20 protein-coding genes are annotated in these 19567 nt (G+C 70.5%); 12 read left to right on the forward strand and 8 right to left on the reverse strand.

Annotated features, from left to right (window positions below):
* Positions 1-7 precede the first annotated feature (7 nt).
* From ACQP0P_RS16650 to ACQP0P_RS16665, 4 genes are all read right to left on the reverse strand, one after another.
* Positions 8-1414 carry a glutamine synthetase family protein gene (locus ACQP0P_RS16650; RefSeq protein ID WP_433377321.1) on the reverse strand — a complete coding sequence of 469 codons (1407 nt, stop codon included), beginning with the start codon at positions 1412-1414 and terminating at the stop codon, positions 8-10.
* Between the two features lie 111 nt (positions 1415-1525).
* Positions 1526-2083 carry a hypothetical protein gene (locus ACQP0P_RS16655; protein ID WP_433377323.1) on the reverse strand — a complete coding sequence of 186 codons (558 nt, stop codon included), beginning with the start codon at positions 2081-2083 and terminating at the stop codon, positions 1526-1528.
* A 315-nt stretch (positions 2084-2398) separates the two neighbouring features.
* The gene (locus tag ACQP0P_RS16660) at positions 2399-2560 is read right to left on the reverse strand and encodes a hypothetical protein (protein WP_169750203.1); all 162 of its coding nucleotides are present in this window, start codon (positions 2558-2560) and stop codon (positions 2399-2401) included.
* A 402-nt stretch (positions 2561-2962) separates the two neighbouring features.
* Positions 2963-3595, reverse strand: a complete 633-nt coding sequence (locus ACQP0P_RS16665) for a TIGR03085 family metal-binding protein (protein WP_433377325.1) — start codon at positions 3593-3595, stop codon at positions 2963-2965.
* 168 nt (positions 3596-3763) lie between these two features.
* Between ACQP0P_RS16665 and ACQP0P_RS16670 the strand changes: the two genes are divergently transcribed.
* The 3 genes from ACQP0P_RS16670 to ppk2 all read left to right on the forward strand — a co-directional run bounded on the left by ACQP0P_RS16670 (position 3764) and on the right by ppk2 (position 8540).
* Positions 3764-5593 carry an ABC transporter ATP-binding protein gene (locus tag ACQP0P_RS16670; RefSeq protein ID WP_433377327.1) on the forward strand — a complete coding sequence of 610 codons (1830 nt, stop codon included), beginning with the start codon at positions 3764-3766 and terminating at the stop codon, positions 5591-5593.
* Positions 5590-7362, forward strand: coding sequence for an ABC transporter ATP-binding protein (locus ACQP0P_RS16675; protein ID WP_433377329.1), 1773 nt, complete (start codon positions 5590-5592; stop codon positions 7360-7362). Before ACQP0P_RS16670 ends, ACQP0P_RS16675 begins: the two co-directional genes overlap by 4 nt.
* 230 nt (positions 7363-7592) lie before the next feature.
* The gene (gene ppk2 / locus ACQP0P_RS16680; protein ID WP_433377331.1) at positions 7593-8540 is read left to right on the forward strand and encodes a polyphosphate kinase 2; all 948 of its coding nucleotides are present in this window, start codon (positions 7593-7595) and stop codon (positions 8538-8540) included.
* 11 nt (positions 8541-8551) lie between these two features.
* On the opposite strand, the gene ACQP0P_RS16685 is transcribed toward ppk2, so the two are convergent.
* The 4 genes from ACQP0P_RS16685 to ACQP0P_RS16700 all read right to left on the reverse strand — a co-directional run bounded on the left by ACQP0P_RS16685 (position 8552) and on the right by ACQP0P_RS16700 (position 12632).
* Complete coding sequence (locus ACQP0P_RS16685; protein WP_433377333.1) at positions 8552-9361, reverse strand: ABC transporter permease; 810 nt, start codon at positions 9359-9361, stop codon at positions 8552-8554.
* The gene (locus tag ACQP0P_RS16690) at positions 9358-10233 is read right to left on the reverse strand and encodes an ABC transporter permease (RefSeq protein ID WP_433377335.1); all 876 of its coding nucleotides are present in this window, start codon (positions 10231-10233) and stop codon (positions 9358-9360) included. Before ACQP0P_RS16690 ends, ACQP0P_RS16685 begins: the two co-directional genes overlap by 4 nt.
* 121 nt (positions 10234-10354) lie before the next feature.
* Positions 10355-11587, reverse strand: a complete 1233-nt coding sequence (locus ACQP0P_RS16695) for an ABC transporter substrate-binding protein (protein ID WP_433377337.1) — start codon at positions 11585-11587, stop codon at positions 10355-10357.
* A 16-nt stretch (positions 11588-11603) separates the two neighbouring features.
* The gene (locus tag ACQP0P_RS16700) at positions 11604-12632 is read right to left on the reverse strand and encodes an ABC transporter ATP-binding protein (RefSeq protein ID WP_433377339.1); all 1029 of its coding nucleotides are present in this window, start codon (positions 12630-12632) and stop codon (positions 11604-11606) included.
* 169 nt (positions 12633-12801) lie between these two features.
* Between ACQP0P_RS16700 and ACQP0P_RS16705 the strand changes: the two genes are divergently transcribed.
* From ACQP0P_RS16705 to trpA, 9 genes are all read left to right on the forward strand, one after another.
* On the forward strand, positions 12802-13557 hold the full coding sequence (locus tag ACQP0P_RS16705; protein ID WP_433377341.1) for a FadR/GntR family transcriptional regulator: 756 nt from the start codon (positions 12802-12804) through the stop codon (positions 13555-13557).
* A 29-nt stretch (positions 13558-13586) separates the two neighbouring features.
* The gene (locus ACQP0P_RS16710; protein ID WP_433377343.1) at positions 13587-14294 is read left to right on the forward strand and encodes a cache domain-containing protein; all 708 of its coding nucleotides are present in this window, start codon (positions 13587-13589) and stop codon (positions 14292-14294) included.
* Positions 14284-14631: a phosphoribosyl-AMP cyclohydrolase gene (hisI, locus tag ACQP0P_RS16715; protein ID WP_433377345.1), complete on the forward strand. Its 348-nt coding sequence runs from the start codon at positions 14284-14286 to the stop codon at positions 14629-14631. The genes ACQP0P_RS16710 and hisI overlap by 11 nt, the downstream gene beginning before the upstream one ends.
* On the forward strand, positions 14628-15203 hold the full coding sequence (locus ACQP0P_RS16720) for a Trp biosynthesis-associated membrane protein (RefSeq protein WP_433377347.1): 576 nt from the start codon (positions 14628-14630) through the stop codon (positions 15201-15203). Before hisI ends, ACQP0P_RS16720 begins: the two co-directional genes overlap by 4 nt.
* A 182-nt stretch (positions 15204-15385) precedes the next feature.
* Entirely contained in the window at positions 15386-15796 is a 411-nt protein-coding gene (locus ACQP0P_RS16725; RefSeq protein WP_433377349.1) for a DUF4190 domain-containing protein, read from the forward strand.
* Positions 15797-15904: 108 nt separating this feature from the next.
* The gene (locus ACQP0P_RS16730; RefSeq protein WP_433377351.1) at positions 15905-16345 is read left to right on the forward strand and encodes a DUF2752 domain-containing protein; all 441 of its coding nucleotides are present in this window, start codon (positions 15905-15907) and stop codon (positions 16343-16345) included.
* Positions 16346-16514: 169 nt separating this feature from the next.
* Positions 16515-17324, forward strand: a complete 810-nt coding sequence (gene trpC, locus ACQP0P_RS16735) for an indole-3-glycerol phosphate synthase TrpC (protein ID WP_433377353.1) — start codon at positions 16515-16517, stop codon at positions 17322-17324.
* A 78-nt stretch (positions 17325-17402) separates the two neighbouring features.
* The gene (gene trpB, locus ACQP0P_RS16740) at positions 17403-18572 is read left to right on the forward strand and encodes a tryptophan synthase subunit beta (protein WP_433381922.1); all 1170 of its coding nucleotides are present in this window, start codon (positions 17403-17405) and stop codon (positions 18570-18572) included.
* A 58-nt stretch (positions 18573-18630) separates the two neighbouring features.
* Positions 18631-19425: a tryptophan synthase subunit alpha gene (gene trpA, locus ACQP0P_RS16745; protein WP_433377355.1), complete on the forward strand. Its 795-nt coding sequence runs from the start codon at positions 18631-18633 to the stop codon at positions 19423-19425.
* The last annotated feature ends 142 nt before the right edge of the window (positions 19426-19567 follow it).

Raw genomic sequence — 19567 nt, forward strand, 5'->3', positions numbered from 1 at the left:
AAGGCGGTCAGAAGACCCGGAAGTGGTGGAACAGCTCGTAGGCGGTGTTGTGGGCCGCGAAGGAGCGGGCCTCGGAGCGTTTGACGGCGAGGTAGGCGGAGGAGCGCAGCGGGCCGAGGGCGTGCATGAGGAGTTCGTCGGCCTCCAGGGCGTCCAGAGCCTCGTCCAGGGAGGCCGGGAGGCGGGGGACCCGGCCGGTGGGGAGGGTGGCGGGGTCGACGTCGACGGGGTCGCCGGGGTCGAGCCGGCGGCGGATGCCGTCCAGGCCGGCGTGGATGACGGCGCCGAGCGACAGGTAGGGGTTGGCCGAGGAGTCGGAGGGTTTCAGCTCCAGGTTGGTGGACGCCGCGGCGTCCCGGCCGGTGGGGGAGCAGATGCGCACCGCGGCCTCGCGGTTGTCCATTCCGTAGCAGGCGTACGCGCTCGACCATGCCCTCGGGGTGAGACGCCGGAAGCTGTTCACCGAGCCGCAGGTCAGCGCGGTGAGCGCGGGCAGGTGGGCGATCAGGCCGCCGATGAAGTGGTAGGCCGTGACCGACAGGCCGTACCGGTCGGAGGGGTCGGCGAAGACGTTGGTGCGCAGGGCGGGGTCCCAGAGGGACAGGTGCAGGTGGGTGCCGTTGCCCGCCTGGTCGGCAAGGGGTTTGGGGGCGAGGGAGGCCCACATCGACATGCGGGTGGCGACGCCCCTGACGGTCTCGCGGTAGATCAGGTGGTTGTCGGCGGCGTGCAGGGCGGCGGCGTGGCGGATCGACAGCTCCTGCTGGCCGTGGCCCAGTTCCGGGTGGTAGTGCTCGACCCGCAGGCCCTGGCTCTCCAGGGCGTGGACCAGAGTCGTCGCGTAGTCGTGGGCCTGGTTGAAGCCGGTCGTCGAGTAGCAGAGGCTGTCGTCGGCGGGGACCAGGCGGTCCAGGCCGCCCTCGGGGTCGGGTTCGCGGCGGCCGAGGGTGAACTCGGGTTCGAAGGCGGCGACGAGGAGGTGGCCCTCGTCGGCCAGGGCGGCCACGGCCTCGCGCAGGAAGGTGCGCGGGCAGGCGGGCCAGGGGGAGCCGTCGAGCCGGCGCAGGTCCGACAGCATGGCGGCCGAGCCGGGGGCGTAGGGCAACTGGACGAAGGTGGCCGGGTCGGGGACGAGACGGACCTCGCCGACCGGGCCGAGCCCCTTGACGTCCTGGAGTTCGTCGAGCATGTTCATCGCCATCATCGCGACGGTGTGCCCGATGCCGGTACGGAGCCGTTCGGCCAGCAGGGAGTGGGAGGTGGCCTTACCCCTGATCACGCCGCCGTGGTCGGCGTACAGGAAGCGGATCAGTTTGATGCCGTCGGTGTTGACGCGTTCGGTGACACGTTCGATGACGCGTCGTGTCGCGGAGTCGAGCGTGTCGGCTCCGCCGGCGTCGTGATGATCTCCCACGCTTTCTGCGTAACACGTCTCCGGGGAGAGGGGAAGCACCTTGGGGCTTCCCCTGGATCGGTTCGGGGGGTTCCATTGGTCTTTGACCTGTTGTTATGCGGCGGAACCACGCTACTGCCGAGCGTTCGGCATCGCGGGGTCAGCCGGGGGGAGCGGGCGGGCGCAGCGGCAGGTGATGGTGATCGTCACCGCGCCGGTGGCGCAGGCGCCGGAGGGAGTGCACGCCTCGACCGGGACCGTCCAGATGCCGGGCAGCCGGGAGGCGCCGCCGAGCAGGCCGTCGGCGTCGAGCGTGATCCCGGCGGGCAGCAGGGTGGGGTCGGCCACCCGGAAGCCGAGTGTCGCGCCGGCCGGGTTGGCCAGGGTGATCCTGCCCTTCAGCGGCCGGTCGACGGGGGCGCCGAAGTGGCCGAGGAACGGGTGGGCGAAGGGCGCTGGAGGAGCGGCGTCCCGCACGACGGGCTGTTCGGTCCCGTCGCCGGCCGCCGTCCCCATCGTTGCCGGGCCCTCGAAGCCGGCCGCCGGGGTGGAGGCCGGTGACGGGTCGGGAGACGGTGCCTGGACGGATGTGGGGGTCGCGAAGGCGACCTGTGGGGTCGCCGGTAGGCCGACCGTGACGGCTCCGGCGATGAGCGACCCGACCAGGGAGAAACCCCGCGTGCCCCGCATGAACGATCCCCCCGTACGAGAAACGGACCTTCCCCTCAAGGTGCCGGAAAGATCATCAAGGGAGTACCGTGATGTTTCCCGTGGTCATCCATGATCGGGTCAGGGCGTTCGCCGCGCGGCTCTGGGCGGCGGGTGGGGTTTCGTCGGGGGCTCACGGGCAGGGGGTGGCGGCTTACGGCGATCCTTGTGACGCGCTCTCGGGATCGGCGAAGCAGACGGTGCGGCGGTCTGGTGTCGGGGGAGTGTGGCGCTCCCCCGTGGATCGGTCAGGAGCGCGGATGACATGGTCCGGGGCGGGTGGTTCCCGCCGGTCGGTCAGCTAAGTACTCGTGTCACGAACAGAGCCAACTGGTCTGCTCCCCTCACGATCCCGTCGAAGACTCCGTTGACCGCGCCCGCCGCTTCGGCGGGCTTGGTGAACAGATAGAAGACCACGAACGCTACCCCGAGGTAGGTGAGGACCTTCTTGACCTGCATGGGGGCCTCCTGGCAGTTCCAATCCCAGCCGTATATACCCGAATTTTATCGATCTTTGGCATCTGCGGCCCGGGTGGCTCCCGGATTTTGATGATCATACCCATCCCACAGGGGCAAACCATGGTCTGGTCGCGAGTTTGGCATAGGTCACACCAGCCATCGTGCGGTGGCCGAGGCGCTCCTGTCCAATCCTCACAGCCAGGTATACCGGTAGGGCTAGGGGCGGGCGGCGGGTTCGCGAATACCGGCGTGCGGGAACCCTTGGCGTGCTCTCGTCCCGACCGCGTCCGCCGCACCGGCGGGTTCGTCCCGCTCCCGCTCACGCGAGGTCTGGTGTGTGCGTCTCCGGGCTCGGTCGCGATCTCGCACAGGCCGTGAGCGGGCCGGTCGGGCGCACAGCCCTCAGACGCCCAGGGGGGCGTCCATCAGCCTGGCCACCGCCTCGTCGTCGCCGCTCAGGTCGACCTTGGCGTGGGCCTGGCGGCCGAAGCAGAACAGCAGCAGCTCCCCGGCCCGGCCGGTCACCTCGACCTGCTGCGTGGCGTCCCTGGGGCCGCCGATGGCGACACCTCCGCCGATGCGGTGCAGGACCACCCGGACGGGGGAGCGGCGGAGGAACACCCGGATGCCGGCGCGGATCTGCTTCCAGAACCTCTCCTCAAGGTCGGCGGGCAGCTCGCGCGGCTCCCAGACCCGCTGTGCGCGCCGCACGTCCTCGTGGTGGATGAAGAGCTCCACCGTGTTGACGGTCTGGTCGAGGCCGGGAAGGCGGTAGAGCCCGGACGGCCCCGAGCGCACGAGCTCGACGAGGCCCGGGTAGCCCTTCCTGGTCTTCAACGACTCCTGCACCCTGTCGGTGTATCCGGCCAGCGGCTTGAGGATGATGCCTCCGAGCGCGTCGGCGCGGCGCTCGCGCAGGACGAGATGGGCGGCGAGGTCGAAGGTGGTCCAGCCCTCGCAGAGGGTGGGGGCATCCGGGCCGAGCTGGGCGAACAGGTCGCTGAGCGCGGCGCGTTCGGCACGGGCGTGATTCATTTCATGATCCTAACAAGGTCGTTGTGTGAGCAATCAGAGCTGTGGCTGCGATCTCGCTGGAGGTGGTTCGGGAATAACCACATGATCCAGAGTGATAGGGATTTAGGTAGCAATGTTTCCTGTCGAAAGGACACCCCCCGCGTGGCGAGCAAGGTGACAGGCACAGTCATGCGACAGGGGCTCGGTGTCCTCGGGGTGGCGATCCGGGCTGAAAAGTCGATCTTCGCTGCCGCGGTGCTGTCCAGCGCCCTGTACGGCCTGATGACCGTCGCCGCGGCGTGGGCGCTCGGCTGGGCGACCGACCAGGTCGTGCTGCCCGCCTTCGAGAACGGGCGGATCACGACCGGCGCGCTGGCCTTCGGCGCGCTCCTCATCCTCGGGGTCTCCCTGCTCAAGGCGCTGGGTGTGGCGGGACGGCGGTATTTCGCCGGGGTCATGCAGTACCGGATGCAGGCCCGCTCCCGCCGGGACGTCACCCGGCAGTATCTGAGGCTCCCACTGGCCTGGCACCACAGGCACCCGACCGGGCAGCTGCTGTCGAACGCCGGCTCCGACGTCGAGGCCGCCTGGGCGCCGCTCGCGCCGCTGCCGATGGCGGTCGGCGTCGTGGTGATGCTGGTCACCGCGGCCGTCGCAATGGTGATCACCGACCCGATCCTCGCCCTCGTCGGCTTCCTGGTCTTTCCCGCGATCGCCGTGCTCAACCTGGTCTACCAGCGCAGGCTCAACCCGCTGGCCACCCGCGCCCAGCAACTGCGCGCCGAGGTCAGCGAGATCGCCCACGAGAGCTTCGACGGCGCCCTGGTCGTCAAGACCCTCGGCCGCGAGGACGAGGAGACCGACAGGTTCCTGGCCAAGGCCAATGAGCTGCGCGACGCCAACATCGCCGTCGGCCGGATCCGTGGCCTGTTCGACCCGGTGCTTGAGGCGCTGCCCACCCTGGGCGTGCTCGCCGTGCTGCTGATCGGCGCGATGCGGCTGGAGAGCGGCGCGATCGGCTCCGGCGTGCTCGTCCAGGTCGCCTACCTGTTCACCCTGCTGGCCTTCCCGATCCGCGCGCTGGGCTGGGTGCTCGCCGAGTTGCCCCGGGCCGTCGTCGGCTACGGGCGGATCAGGGCGGTGCTCGACGCGACCGGCTCCATGGAGCACGGCGCCGTCGAGCTGACCGGCGCCGCCCCCGCCAGGCTGGAGGTCCGCGACCTCGGCTACGCCTACGGTGGCGGTGGCGGTGGCGGTGGTGGTGGTGGTGACGATGACGGTGACGGTGACTTCCCCGTCCTGCACGAGGTGAGCCTGGAGGTCGCCCCCGGCCGTACCGTCGCCCTGGTCGGCCCCACCGGGTCCGGCAAGTCCACGCTCGCCCAGACCTTCGTCCGCCTGGTCGATCCGGCGCGGGGCACCGTCCTGCTGGACGGCACGGACCTGCGCGAGATCACCAGGGGTGGGGTCAGCGACGCGGTGGCGCTGGTGCCGCAGCAGACGTTCCTGTTCGACGACACCGTACGGGGCAACGTCACCCTCGGCCTGCCGGTCGGCGACGAGGACGTCTGGGCGGCGCTGCGCCTGGCCCAGGCCGAGGGGTTCGTCAGCGCACTTCCCTCGGGGCTGGACACCAAGGTCGGCGAGCGCGGCACCAGCCTCTCCGGTGGCCAGCGCCAGCGGATCGCGCTGGCCCGCGCGCTGGTGCGCCGCCCCCGGCTGCTCGTCCTGGACGACGCCACCTCCAGCGTCGACCCGCAGGTCGAGGCCAGGATCCTGTACGGGCTGAGGGACGCGGCCCAGGCCTCCACGGTGGTCGTCATCGCCTACCGGATGGCCACCATCGCGCTGGCCGACGAGGTCGTCTACCTGGAGCACGGCCGGGTCGTCGACCGGGGCGGCCACGCGGAGCTGCTCGCCCGCTGCGCGGGCTACCGCAACCTGGTCACCGCCTACGAACGTCAGGAAGCCGAGCGCGAGGCGCTCGACGCCGAGCAAGAGGAAGAGGTCAGCGCTTGAGCTCGTTTCAGGGGGTCGAGCGTTCCGGAGTGGCCACCGTCAGGCACGGGCTGTCACTCACGCCGGAGTTCCGCAAGGGGCTGGCCGGAACGCTCGCGCTGGCCGTGGTCGCCACGGTCGGCAAGATCATCGTACCGATCGCGGTCCAGCAGACCATCGACACCGGGCTCGGCGGGGCGACCCCCGACCTGGCCTACGTGCGCACCGCGGTGCTGCTGTGCGCCGCCGCGGTGGTGCTCACCGCGCTGTGCGCGTACCTGATGAACGTCCGCCTCTACCGGGCCACCGAGTCCTCCCTGGCCACGCTCAGGGTGCGCGGCTTCCGGCACGTGCACGACCTGTCGGTGCTCACCCAGAACTCCGAGCGGCGCGGCGCCCTCGTCTCCCGGGTCACCGGCGACGTCGACCAGATCAGCACGTTCATGCAGTGGGGCGGGCTGATGATCATCGTCGCCCTGGGACAGCTCCTGGTCGCCACCGTGCTGATGTTCGTCTACTCCTGGCAGCTCGCCCTGGTGGTGTGGGCGTGCTTCCTGCCGCTCATGGTCGTGCTGCCGCGCTTCCAGCGGTGGCTTTCCGGCGCCTACACCCGGGTCCGCGAGCGCACCGGCGACATGCTCTCGGCGGTCAGCGAGTCGGTGGTGGGCGCCGCGGTGATCAGGGCCCACGGCTCCGAGGCCCGTACCGAGGAAAGGCTCGACGTCGCGATCGACGCCAACAAGGCGGCGCAGGCCCGCACCCAGCGGATCGTCGCGACGGTGTTCCCGCTGACCGAGATCGTCGCCTCGGTGGCCCTGGCCGCCGTGGTGCTGGTCGGGGTGCGGCTCGGCCTGGCCGGCGAGATCACCGTGGGGCGCCTGGTCGCCTTCCTGTTCCTCATCACGCTCTTCGTCTCGCCGATGCAGATCGCCACCGAGGTGCTCAACGAGGCGCAGAACGCCGTCGCCGGATGGCGGCGCATCCTCGGCGTGCTCGACACCCCGCCCGACGTCGCCGACCCCGGCCCGGAGGGCGTCGAGTTGCCGCGCGGTCCCATCTCGGTCTCCTTCGAGAACGTCGGGTTCGCCTATCCCGGCGGGGTGCAGGTGCTGCACGAGGTCTCGGCGGACATCCCGCCCCGCTCGCGGATCGCCGTGGTGGGGGAGACCGGTTCCGGCAAGACCACCTTCGCCAAGCTGCTCACCCGCCTGATGGACCCCGTCTCGGGACGGATCACGGTGGACGGCCACGACCTGCGGACCGTCAGGTTCTCCTCGCTGCGCCGGCGCATCGTCATGGTCCCGCAGGACGGGTTCCTGTTCGACGGCACCCTGGCCGAGAACATCGCCTTCGGCCGCCCCTCGGCGACCGAGGAGGAGATCCGGCTGGCCATGACCGAGCTGGGGCTCGCCGACTGGCTGGAGGGGCTGCCCGCCGACCTGTCGACCAGGGTGGGCCAGCGCGGCGAGTCGCTGTCGGCCGGCGAGCGCCAGCTCGTCGCGCTCGCCCGCGCCTACCTGGCGGATCCCGACCTGCTGCTGCTGGACGAGGCCACCTCCGCGGTGGACCCGGCGACGGAGGTACGGCTGGCCCGCGCCCTGGAGGGGGTCACCCGGGGCCGCACCGCCGTCTCCATCGCCCACCGGCTCTCCACCGCCGAGGCGGCCGACGAGGTGTTCGTCTTCGACCGGGGCCGGATCGTGCAGCGCGGCCCGCACGCCGAGCTGGTACGGCAGCCGGGCGTCTACGCCGACCTGTACGCCTCCTGGGTCTCGTCGGCCCGTTCCTAGGAAGTCGGGATCGGGGCCGTCGGTGTCCGGCAGAGGTCATCTCCGGCGCTCCCCGGCCCGCGAGCCGGGTGCCGGAAAGGTGTTCGCCGGAACGGCCGGCGGGCGGGCGGTGGCACGGTCAGCCGGCCGGATCGGTGCAAACCGGACCGCCCGCCGATGATTAGCCTGCTCATGGGGAGGTAGGGGCAAGGTGAGGGCGGATCCCATGTCCGCCCGGGGGGAAGGGAACGATGGCAGAGGCGGAGCCCGCGGAGGAGCGGTTCCCCGTTCTGAACCTCCGTTCGGCGCCGGCCCGCGGAGGCCTGCTCGATGACCTGTCCAACCTGCGGGTCGACGACGATGACGACGACGACCCCGTTCTGATCCGCCTGGACGGCACCCCCGTCGACACCTGGCGGGAGAAGTATCCCTACGGGGAACGGATGAACCGGGCCGAGTACGACCGGCTCAAGCGGCTGCTCCAGATCGAGCTGCTCAAGCTCCAGTACTGGATCAAGGACACCGGGGGACGCCTGGTCGTCCTCTTCGAGGGGCGTGACGCGGCGGGCAAGGGCGGCACGATCAAGCGGTTCATGGAGCACCTCAACCCCCGTGGGGCGAACGTGGTGGCGCTGGAGAAGCCGAGCGAGCGCGAGAGCACCCAGTGGTACTTCCAGCGCTACGTCCACCACCTGCCGTCCGCCGGAGAGATGGTCTTCTTCGACCGTTCCTGGTACAACCGCGCCGGGGTCGAGCGGGTGATGGGCTTCTGCACTCCCGAGGAGTACCTGGAGTTCCTGGAACAGGCGCCCGAGTTCGAGCGGATGCTCGTCCGCGACGGCATCCACCTGGTGAAGTTCTGGTTCTCGGTCTCACGTTCCGAGCAGCGCACCCGGTTCGTGATCCGCCAGGTCGATCCGGTACGGCAGTGGAAGCTGTCGCCGATGGACCTGAAGTCGCTTGACAAATGGGAGGAGTACACCGCCGCCAAGGAGGACATGTTCATCCACACCGACACCGAGGAGGCCCCGTGGACGGTGATCAAGAGCAATGACAAGAAGCGGGCCAGGGTCGAGGCCATGCGCCACGTGCTGAGCCTTTTCGAGTACGAGAACAAGGACCACGAGGTCGTCGGCACCCCCGACCCCAGGATCGTCGTTCACGCCGCCGACGTGCTCGACGACGACCGCGCCCGCTGAGCCGTCCCCGCTCAGCGGACTCCCGCGTCACCGCCCGACAGGCGCTGGGCAAGATAGATCGGGACGACCGAGGCGACGATGAGAGCCGCGGCGACCACATTGACCACGGGCGCCTGGTTGGGGCGGAACAGGTTCTCGAAGATCCACAGAGGCAGGGTCCTGACCCCGGCCCCGGCGGTGAACGTGGTCACGATGATCTCGTCGAAGGACAGGGCGAAGGCCAGCAGCCCGCCCGCGAGCAGTGCCGAGCGCATCATCGGGAAGGTGACCAGCCGGAACGTGGTGAAGGTGTCGGCACCCAGATCGGCCGAGGCCTCCTCCAGGGAGGTGCCCGTACGCCGCAGCCTGGCCAGCACGTTGTTGTAGACGGTCACCACACAGAAGGTGGCGTGCCCGACGATCACCGTGAACAGCCCCAGACTCACCCCGAACGGGCTCAGCACCGCACGGAAGGCGTTGTTGAGCGCGATGCCGGTGACGATGCCGGGCAGCGCGATCGGCAGCAGGACCAGCAGCGAGACCGCGTTCTTGCCGAAGAAGTCGTAGCGCTGGATCGCGAAGGCCGCCATCGTGCCGAGCACCAGGGCGATCACCGTGGCGCCCGCCCCCGCCTGGACCGAGGTCCACAGCGCGTCGCGCACGCCGGTGGAGTTCCATGCCGCCTCCCACCACCGCACGGTGAACCCGCTGGGCGGCCAGGCGAACGTCCGGTCGGTGTTGAAGGAGTTGAGCACCACGATCAGCAGCGGAACGTAGACGACGCCGAGCCCGGCGGCCAGCATGGCCCACAGCGCCGTGCGCGCCATACGGGACAGGTTCACAGGTTCTCCAGGGCGCCGGTGCGGCGGACCGCGGCGAGGTAGACCAGTATGATCATCACGGGGACGGTGGCGACCGCGGCGGCGAAGGGGAGGTTGTTGGCCGCGCCGATGTTGTCGTAGACGACGTTGCCGATCAGCTGCGAGGTACCGCCCACGATCTTCACGGTGATGTAGTCGCCGAGCGACAGCGAGAACGTGAAGACCGATCCCGCGATCACGGCGGGGAGGGCGAGCGGCCACACCACGGTGCGAAACGTCCGCCAGCCACGCGCCCCCAGGTCTCCGGCGGCGTCCAGCAGTGAGTCCGGCAGCCGCTCCAGCCCCGCGTAGATCGGCAGGATCATGTACGGCAACCACAGGTAGGACAGGGTGAGGATGGTGGCGGTCAGCCCGTACCCCCAGCCGAGAAGGCCTTCGGAGCCGAGCATCACCCGCCAGGCGTACGCCTTGACCAGGTAGGAGGCCCAGAGCGGGGTGAGCACGGCGATCACCAGCCAGCGCTGGGCGCGCGGCGAGGCCAGCTTGGCCATCGCGAACGCCATCGGGAAGGCGATCAGCAGATCAATCAGCGTCACCGCGACCGCCACGCCCACCGAGCGCAGCGCGATCGTGCGGTAGACGTCGGCGGTGAGCAGGTCCTGGAAGTTCTCCCAGGTCGGCACCCTGACCAGGTCGCCGGTGAAGGTGTCGGTGCTCCAGAAGGCCGTCACGAACAGGGCGGCCAGCGCGCCGAGATAGGCGAGGCCGAGCCAGAGCGCGGGGGCCGACAGCAGCAGCGAAAGCCGCACGCCCGCGTGCCGGTGCAGGAAGGCCGCGAGCCTGCGTCGAGGGGTGCGGGGCGGTGTGGGTCTCGCCGGTGCCGCGATGTTCAACGTCGGCTCCTTCCCGGTCAACGTCGGTTCTCTCCCCGGGCGAGGCGGGCTTCCGGCCCTTCTCGCGGGGCGGACACGGCGGGCCCCCGAGTGCCCGCCGCACAGGTGGTTCCGGCGGGACTCAGCCCTTGATCTCGGTCCAGGCCCTGGTCCACTCGGAGTAGTCCTTGCACGTGACGTCGGTGCGCCCGTCCAGGCACTGGGCGATGGGGGTGGTCCAGTACCAGACCTTCGAGTAGTAGTCCTCGTCGGTCGCGTGGAAGGTGTCGCAGTGCTTCGGGTCGGCGGTCAGCTCGCAGGACTTCGCGTTCGAGGGTGCCTCCCCGAAATACTCGGCGACCTGGGCATTGGCCTGGGGCGAGATGATCCAGTCGAGCCATCGGTAGGCGCAGTTCGGGTTCTTGGCGGCGGCGGCGACCATCCAGGTGTCCGACCAGCCGGTGGCCCCCTCCTTGGGCAGCGTCACCTCGACCGGTGCCTTGTCGGCCAGCGCCACATTGGCGATGACCTGCCAGGTGGTGCCCAGCACGGAGTCACCGCTCTTGAAGGCCTGGACCTCCTTGGTGTAGTCGGACCAGTACTCACCGATGATCTTCCTCTGCTGCTTGAGCAGATCGACCGAGGCCTGGAACTGCCCCTCGTCCAGGGAGTACGGGTTCTTGATGCCGAGTTCGGGCCTGGTCGCCATCAGGTACAGCGCCGCGTCCGCGATGTAGATCGGGGAGTCGTAGGCGGTGATCTTCCCCGCGTACGGCGAGGCGGGGTCGAACACCGCGCCCCAGGAGTCGGGTGCGGGCTTGACCTGGTCGGTGCGCCACATGAGCAGGTTGGCCCCGCGTCCGTGCGGCACGCCGTAGGCGGCCCCGCCGGCCGAGTTCCACGCCTTGTCCTTCAGGCCGGCGAAGACGTCGGCGTAGTTCGGGATCAGGGCGGTGTTGACCGGGGCGACGGTCCCGCCGGCGATCAGCCGCAGCGAGGCGTCTCCCGAGGCGGAGACCGCGTCGTACTCGCCGGTCTTCATGAGGTTGACCATCTCGTCGGAGGTGCCGGCGGTCTTGGAGTTGACCTGGCAGCCGGTGGCCTTCTCGAACGGGGTGACCCAGTCGACCTTGGGGTCGTTGCTCCCGTCCTCGACGTATCCGGCCCAGTTGACCAGGTTGACCTGCCCCTCTCCCTGGCCCAGCGACTGCAGCGCCTCGATCTTGGGCGGGGTGAAGCCGGTCTGGCCGGGGGCGGCGGCGGAGGCGCCAGGTGCGGGCGCGGAGCCGGTGCCGCAGGCGGTGACGGTGGCCAGGGCGAGCGCGGAGAGGACGACCGCGCTGTGCCGGGTGACAATCCGGGGGGTGGACCGCATGGGATGACGACCTTTCTTACGGGACGATCGCGAACTCGTGCCGGCGGTGCCAGATGAGCCGGACCCTGGTGCCACGCAGGCCCATCACGTCCATTGACGAGACCTGCAGGTTCTGCTGGAGTGCGATGAGCCGCCCGCCCGCGTCGAGCTCGACCACGAACCGGGTCGCGGGGCCCGCGTAGACGACCTCGGCGACGGTGCCCGTCGCGCTGTGCTCCGTGCCGTCGACCGTCTCGTCGAGGCCGGCGAGGCGCAGCTTCTCCGGGCGCACGCTGAACGTGCCCTCCCGGCCGAGCACCGCCTGCGCGGCCTGGCCACAGATCAGGTTGGAGGTGCCGACGAACCCCGCGACGAACGTGCTCGCGGGCCTCTCGTAGATCTCGGCCGGGGTGCCGACCTGCTCGATCCGCCCCCGGTCGAACACCGCCACCCGGTCGCTCATGGTCAGCGCCTCCTCCTGGTCGTGGGTGACGAACAGGAAGGTGATGCCGACCTCGCGCTGGATCGACTTGAGCTCGACCTGCATCTCCTCGCGGAGCTTGAGGTCCAGTGCGCCGAGCGGCTCGTCGAGCAGGAGTACCCGGGGACGGTTGACCAGGGCGCGGGCCAGGGCGACCCGCTGCCGCTGGCCGCCGGAGAGCTGGTTCGGCCTGCGCCGCTCCATGCCCTCCAGCCGGACCGAGGCCAGCGCGGCCAGCGCACGCTCGCGCCGCTCGGCCCGGGGGACCCGCTTGACCCGCAGGCCGTACTCCACGTTGTCCGCCACGTTCATGTGCGGGAACAGCGCGTAGTCCTGGAAGACCGTGTTGACGTCGCGCTCGAAGGGGGCGAGCCGGGTGACGTCGACCCCGCCGAGCTCGACGGTGCCCGCGCTGGGCGTCTCGAAGCCGGCGATCATCCGCAGCACCGTCGTCTTGCCCGAGCCCGAGGGGCCGAGCATGGCGAAGAACTCGCCGTCGGCGATGTCGAGGTCGACGCCGGTGACCGCGTCCACGGCCCCGAAACTCTTGCGGAGGCCGGTCAACCTCACCGCTGGGTCTGACATGACCGAAAACATATGAGGTTAGATGTTTTATGGCAAGAGCCGTTCGGACATCACCGTCGAGGGGGCGCGGAGTGAGATTCTCGCGACGATGCGTGCCATCGCGTGGGTGCCGGCCACGAGCGGGTGGCACCCGGGGGAACTCCAGACGGGATCCCAGGTGGGAGACTGTATGACCGTCGAGGGCGAGGGAGGGCGCATGGGCATGGCAGGCATCTCCGGTGGTGCCCGTCTGGCCGCGTTCGCGCCGGTCGACAGCACCGCGCGGGTCGACGCCGTGGTCAGGCGGCTCACCGACGCCATAGTGCTCGGCCTGGTGGCCGACGGCGAGCAGTTGCCCAGCGAGGCGGAGCTCGCCGCCCAGCTGGGCGTGTCCACGGTCACGCTGCGGGAGGCCCTGATGGCCCTGCGCCAGCAGGGCATGGTCGAGACGCGGCGGGGGCGCGGAGGCGGTAGCTTCGTGCGGGCCCCGGGTGAGGCTCCCGGGGCACTCGATCGACTGTGTGCCTTCACCGCTGAGGAACTCCGCGACCTGGGCGACCACTACGCGGCCATCGCCGGGGCCGCCGCGAGGCTGGCCGCACAGCGGGCACTGCCGGAGGACATCGCGCCGCTCCGCCGCACGCTGCAGGAGATGGCCGGCTCCCGCGACCAGGCCCACCTGCGCAGGCTGCACGGGCGTTTCCACATCGAGGTGGCCGCGGCCTCCCAGTCGGCACGACTCACTCAGGAAGAGATCAGGTTACAGGCTGACATCGGACCATTGCTCTGGTCCGCTCACGGGGGAGACGATGGAACGCCGGCTCGGCACCACGCCATCGCCGAGGCCATCCACCGCGGAGACGACGACCACGCCAGGCTCCTGGCGGAGCGGCACGTGCTCGACGCGATGGAACACCTCATCGAGCTGCGTCTGCGAGAGCCGTGATCGTCGGATGCCTGGGGCGGATGGATCAAGTGAGTGAACACGGTGCGCTGCTGGCGTCCGGCGGCGCGGCCGAGGTGGCCGTGGCCGTCGGCGGCATCGTCGAGGATGTCTTCGAGGGGCTCCACCAGGTGCGCGACGCCGTGGTCGGGCTTGTGGGCACCACGCCGGTGAGCGGCGACCTGGCCGCGCTGCGCCCGCTGCTCTTCCCCCGGCTGGGCGGGCTGATCTCCGGCATCGGGTTCATCGCCGCGCCCGGCCTGCTCATCGACGCGCCCTGGTATCTGGAGTGGTGGCAGGAGGGCGCCTCGGGTGAGCCCGTGCAACTGCTCCGGGACATGGACCCCTCCAGCAGCGCCTTCTACGACTACACGCACTGGGACTGGTTCGCCGGTCCGCGCTCCGGTGCCGAGCACACTCTCACCGGCCCGTACGTGGATTTCCTCTGCAGCACCGAGTACTCCCTGACCCTGTCGGTGCCCGTGCTGAAGGGCGGGGAGTTCATCGGCGTGGCGGCGGCCGACGTGTTCGTGCGCCGCTTCGAGGTCGCCGTCTCGCCGTTGCTCCGCAGGGTAGGGGGGCCGGCCTTCCTGGTGAACGCGCACGGCAGGGTGGTGGCCTCCACCACCGCCAGATGGCTCGCCGGGTCGGTCTTCAGGGGAGCCCCCGGTCTGCTCGCGAGGCCATGCCGGACGCTACCCCTCTCCCTGGTTGCGGCACAATTGCCGCATGCCCCTTGACCTTGCCATCGCGGCCCGGCTGAAGCGCACCACCGACGGGCTGGTTCCCGCCGTCGTCCAGCAGTACGACACCGGCGAGGTGCTCATGCTCGCCTGGATGGACGACGAGGCGCTGCATCGCACGCTCACCACCGGCAGGGCCACCTACTGGTCACGCAGCAGAGGGTCCTACTGGGTGAAAGGTGACACCTCAGGCCATGTCCAGCACGTCAAGTCCGCCGCGCTCGACTGTGACGGCGACACCATCCTGCTCAGGGTCGACCAGGTGGGCGCCGCCTGCCACACGGGCGATCGGACCTGCTTCGACGCCGACGAGCTTGTGGTGACCCGGGCGTGACGGCCAAGCGGGAGCTGTGGACCTGGCTGGCGGCCTGCGTGGCCGGCGCCGCGCTCGTGCTGCTCGCCGCCGGGCGCGACTGGTTCACCGTGACGTACGGCACCCGCGAGGTGGCGGTCCCCGCCGCGGAACTGGCCCCCGCGCTGGGGCCCGCGGCCTGGGCGGCACTCGCCGCAGTGGTCGCCGTGCTCGCGACGGCAGGCGTGTGGCGCCGGGTCGTCGGCGTGGTGATGGCGCTCTGCGGGGCCGGGGTGGTGGCCGCCTCCTGGTGGGGGAGCGGTGCGAGCGCCGCGCTGCGGATCTCCGCGGAGCAGGCGCCGATGGTCGTGGACTCCGTGCCGCGGGTCGCCTCGGCCGTCGTCTGGCCGATCATCGCCTCCGCAGGGGGGCTGCTCCTGCTGGCCGGGGGAGTTACGGCCCTCCTGCGGGGTGGCCGATGGCCGGGCATGTCCGATCGCTACAACCGCCAGGGCTCCGCCCCCGCCGAGAGCGCCCCCAGCGAGCGGGCACTGTGGGAGGCCCTCGACGAGGGCACCGATCCGACGGTCGATCAGGACCCCCGGGAGCGCTGACCTCGGCGGAAACGCGGCCTTCGCGCGCTCGGTGCGTCCTCCTCGATCCCGCGGTCCGAGATCCGAGGTCCGAGGGGCGTGCGCCCCGGCTACGACTTGCTCACAGGCGTGCCCGGACTCCTTCGGCCCGGGAATGTTTTCGCTAGGATTTCGCCCGCAACTTAGATAAATGGGAGTCATTCATGAGCTATGGCAATCAGCCGGGTGGTTACGGGCAACCCCCGGGAGGCGGTGGCTATGGCTCTCCGGGTGGTTACGGTTCGTCCGGTGGTTACGGCCCGCCGCCCGGTGGCGGTTACGACGCCTACGGCGGTTACGGTGCGCCGCCTCCCCGGGGTAACAACGGCATGGCCATCGCTGCGCTGATCATGGGGATCGCGGGGCTGTTCGTCTGCGGCCTCACCTCGATCGTGGGCGTGGTGCTGGGCCACATCTCGCTGGGGCAGATCAAGCGGACGGGCGAGGAGGGGCGGGGCATGGCCATCGCCGGCCTGGTCCTGTCCTACTTCGGGATCGCGTGCTGGCTGGCGGTGCTGGCCTGGCTGATCGCGGTCGGCGCCATCGTCGGCAGCGCCTCCCTGACGGGTGCCTGACCTGACGGGTGCCTGACCTGACGGGTGCCTGACCTGACGGTCGCCTGAGGCGGGTCCGCGTCCGGCGCGAGTAGGGTGGCCGGTGAGGGGGTGCCGACGGCCGTGCTCATGGGGAAGATCGCTGGTTCACGCGCGCGGGCCGTGCTGGCGCCGCTCGGTACCGCGCTGGTGGCGGGTGCCGCGGTCGCGTTCGTGGGGGCGGTCGATCCGAACGAGCCCGGTCACTACCCGACCTGCCCGTTCCTCATGCTCACCGGTCTGTACTGCCCCGGCTGCGGCGGCCTGCGGGCCGTGCACGCGCTCGCGCACGGCGATCCGGTGACGGCGCTGGGGCTCAACCCGCTCGTCACCCTCATGGTCCCGGTGCTGGTCGTGCTCTGGGGTCGCTGGGCGTCGCGTGCCTGGTGGGGGGGTAGGTCCGGAAGGGAATCGAGTGGGCCGCCCATGGCGAAATCCATACGTCCGGCCTATGTCTGGTTATTTCTTGCTTTAATGATCGTGTTTTGGATAGTACGAAATCTCCCTTTTGGGGAATTCTTGGGCCCATAGTCGCCTTTGTGCTTCACCCAGTGGCGGGGCGACCCCGGCCGGGCCGATAGCATCGGCGGGACAAGGGCAGTCGATCGGGAGGGGCCTTACTCGTGAGCGAGCGGAGCGAGCGAACCACGGACACGGCAGCGTTCGCGAACCTGGCCTCTGAACTTCGCGGGGAGGGCAAATGAGCGTGCTTGAGGAAATCCTCGAAGGAGTCCGCGCCGACCTGGCCGAGCGGCAGGAGAGGGTGACGCTGGCCGAGCTCAAGGAGCGGGCCGGGCGGGCGCCCGCCCCCCGTGACGCCTACGCGGCGCTGGGCGGCGACCAGGTGGCGGTCATCGCCGAGGTCAAGCGTTCCAGCCCGTCCAAGGGCGCGATGGCCGCGATCGCCGACCCCGCCGCGCTGGCCGGCGACTACGAGTCGGGCGGTGCCCACGTCATCAGCGTGCTCACCGAGCGACGCCGCTTCGGCGGCAGCCTCGACGACCTGGCCGCCGTGCGCGCCGTCGTCGACATCCCGGTGCTGCGCAAGGACTTCATCGTCACCTCGTACCAGCTCTGGGAGGCCCGCGCCTACGGCGCCGACCTGGCGCTGCTGATCGTCGCGGCGCTCGACCAGAACGCGCTGGTCTCACTCATCGAGCGGGCCGAGTCGATCGGGCTGACCCCGCTGGTCGAGGTGCACACCGAGGAGGAGCTCGACCGGGCGCTCACCGCCGGAGCCAAGATCATCGGTATCAACGCGCGGAACCTCAAGACGCTTGAGGTGGACCGCGACGTGTTCGCCAAGCTCGCCCCCAAGGTTCCCGACGGGATCATCAAGATCGCCGAGTCGGGCGTGCGCGGCCCCCACGACCTGCTCGCCTACGCCAGGGCGGGCGCCGACGCCGTCCTGGTCGGCGAGAGCCTGGTGACCGGCAAGGATCCGCGGGCCGCCGTGGTCGACCTGGTCACCGCCGGTGCCCACCCCGCATCCCGACCCGAGGGGCAGTAAGCAGTGACAACGCACGAAGGAACCGTCCTCACCGCCGCGGACCTCGCCGGGAACGGCCTCCACGGCAACGACCCGGACATCCACGGCAAGTTCGGCGTCTTCGGCGGCCGCTACGTGCCCGAGGCGCTCATCCCGGCCCTGGACGAGGTCGCGGCGGAGTACGACAAGGCGAAGAGCGACGTGGCGTTCCTTCGGGAGTTCGACCATCTGCTGCGCACCTACGCCGGGCGGCCGACCACGCTGACCGAGGTGCCCCGTTTCGCCGAGCAGGCGGGGGGCGCCCGGATCATCCTCAAGCGCGAGGACCTGACCCACACCGGCGCCCACAAGATCAACAACGTGCTCGGCCAGGCCCTGCTGACCAAGCGCCTGGGCAAGACGCGGGTGATCGCCGAGACCGGTGCCGGCCAGCACGGCGTCGCCACCGCGACCGCCGCCGCCCTGATGGGCCTGGAGTGCGTGATCTACATGGGGGCCGTCGACTGCGAGCGTCAGGCGCTCAACGTCGCCCGCATGAAGCTGCTCGGCGCCACGGTGGTCCCGGTCACCAACGGCAGCCAGACCCTCAAGGACGCCATCAACGAGGCCTTCCGCGACTGGGTCGCCAACGTCGACCGCACCCACTACCTCTTCGGCACCATCGCCGGGCCGCATCCGTTCCCGGAGATCGTCCGCGACTTCGCCCGCATCATCGGCGTCGAGGCCCGCCGTCAGATGCTGGAGCTCACCGGCAGGCTGCCCGACGCGGTCGCCGCGGCGGTCGGCGGCGGTTCCAACGCGATCGGCATCTTCCACGCCTTCCTCGGGGACGAGGGCGTCCGGCTGCACGGCTACGAGGCGGGCGGCCGGGGCCTGGAGAGCGGTGAGCACGCGCTCACCCTCACCGAGGGCTCCGTCGGGGTGCTGCACGGCTCGCGCACCTACGTGCTGCAGGACGAGGAGGGCCAGACCGTCGAGTCGCACTCGATCTCGGCCGGGCTCGACTACCCGGGCGTCGGCCCCGAGCACGCCTGGCTCAAGGACACCGGCCGCGCCACCTACCACGGCATCACCGATGCCGAGGCGATGGAGGCCTTCTCGCTGCTCGCCCGCACCGAGGGCATCATCCCCGCGATCGAGTCCTCGCACGCGCTCGCCGGAGTCCTCAAGCTCGGCCGCGAGATGGGTCCCGAGGCGACGATCCTGGTCAACCTCTCGGGGCGGGGCGACAAGGACATGGGCACCGCGATGAAGTACTTCAACCTCTGACGACCGACTTGCCTCCCCTCCGGCGTGCCGGAGGGGACGAACCGCAACGGAAACAACGATGACGACTCTTCAGACGGTGTTCGCCAAGGCCAAGGCGGACGGCCGCGCCGCCCTCATCGGATATCTCCCCGCTGGGTTCCCCAGCAAGGAGGGCGCGATCGCCGTCGCCGCCGCCATGGTGGACGCCGGCTGCGACGTGATCGAGATCGGCCTGCCCTACTCCGATCCCCTCATGGACGGCCCGACGATCCAGGACGCCGTGCACCGGGCGCTGACCAACGGCACCCGCATCGCCGACGTGCTGCGCACCGTCGAGGGTGTGGCCAAGACCGGTGCCGCCACCCTGGTCATGACGTACTGGAACCCGATCGACCGCTACGGCGCCGACCGCTTCGCCCATGACCTGGCGAACGCGGGCGGGGTGGGCACCATCACACCCGACCTGACCCCCGAGGAGGCCGGGCCCTGGCGCGAGGCCAGTGCCGGGGCCGGGATCGACACGGTCTTCCTGGTCGCGCCCAGCTCCACCGAGGCCCGCATCAAGGCGGTCGTCGACAGCTGCACCGGCTTCGTCTACGCGGCCTCACTGATGGGCGTCACCGGTGCCCGCGACTCGGTCGGCGCGGCCGCGCAGGGCCTGGTCGAGCGCACCCGCTCGCACACCTCCCTGCCGGTCTGCGTCGGCCTGGGCGTCGGCACCGGCAGGCAGGCGGCCGAGGTGGCGGGTTACGCCGACGGCGTCATCGTGGGGTCGGCGTTCATCCGCCGCGTTCTCGACGCGCCGGACGAGGCCTCGGGGCTGGCGTCGGTCCGTGAGCTGGGCGCCGAGCTGGCGGCGGGTGTCCGCGGCTGACGAGCCCGTTCGAGAGCGGCTCCCTTACTCGAAGAAAGGGCCGCTCCCGCGTCCGCGCCTGCCAGGCAGGCTTATTCGATGCTTATCAGGCTCGTGATGAGGTTTTCCTCGAATACCTGGCATTCGCCGAAGACGTCTGTGG

The organism is Streptosporangium sp. CA-115845 (assembly GCF_050943795.1).
Classification (GTDB): domain Bacteria; phylum Actinomycetota; class Actinomycetes; order Streptosporangiales; family Streptosporangiaceae; genus Streptosporangium.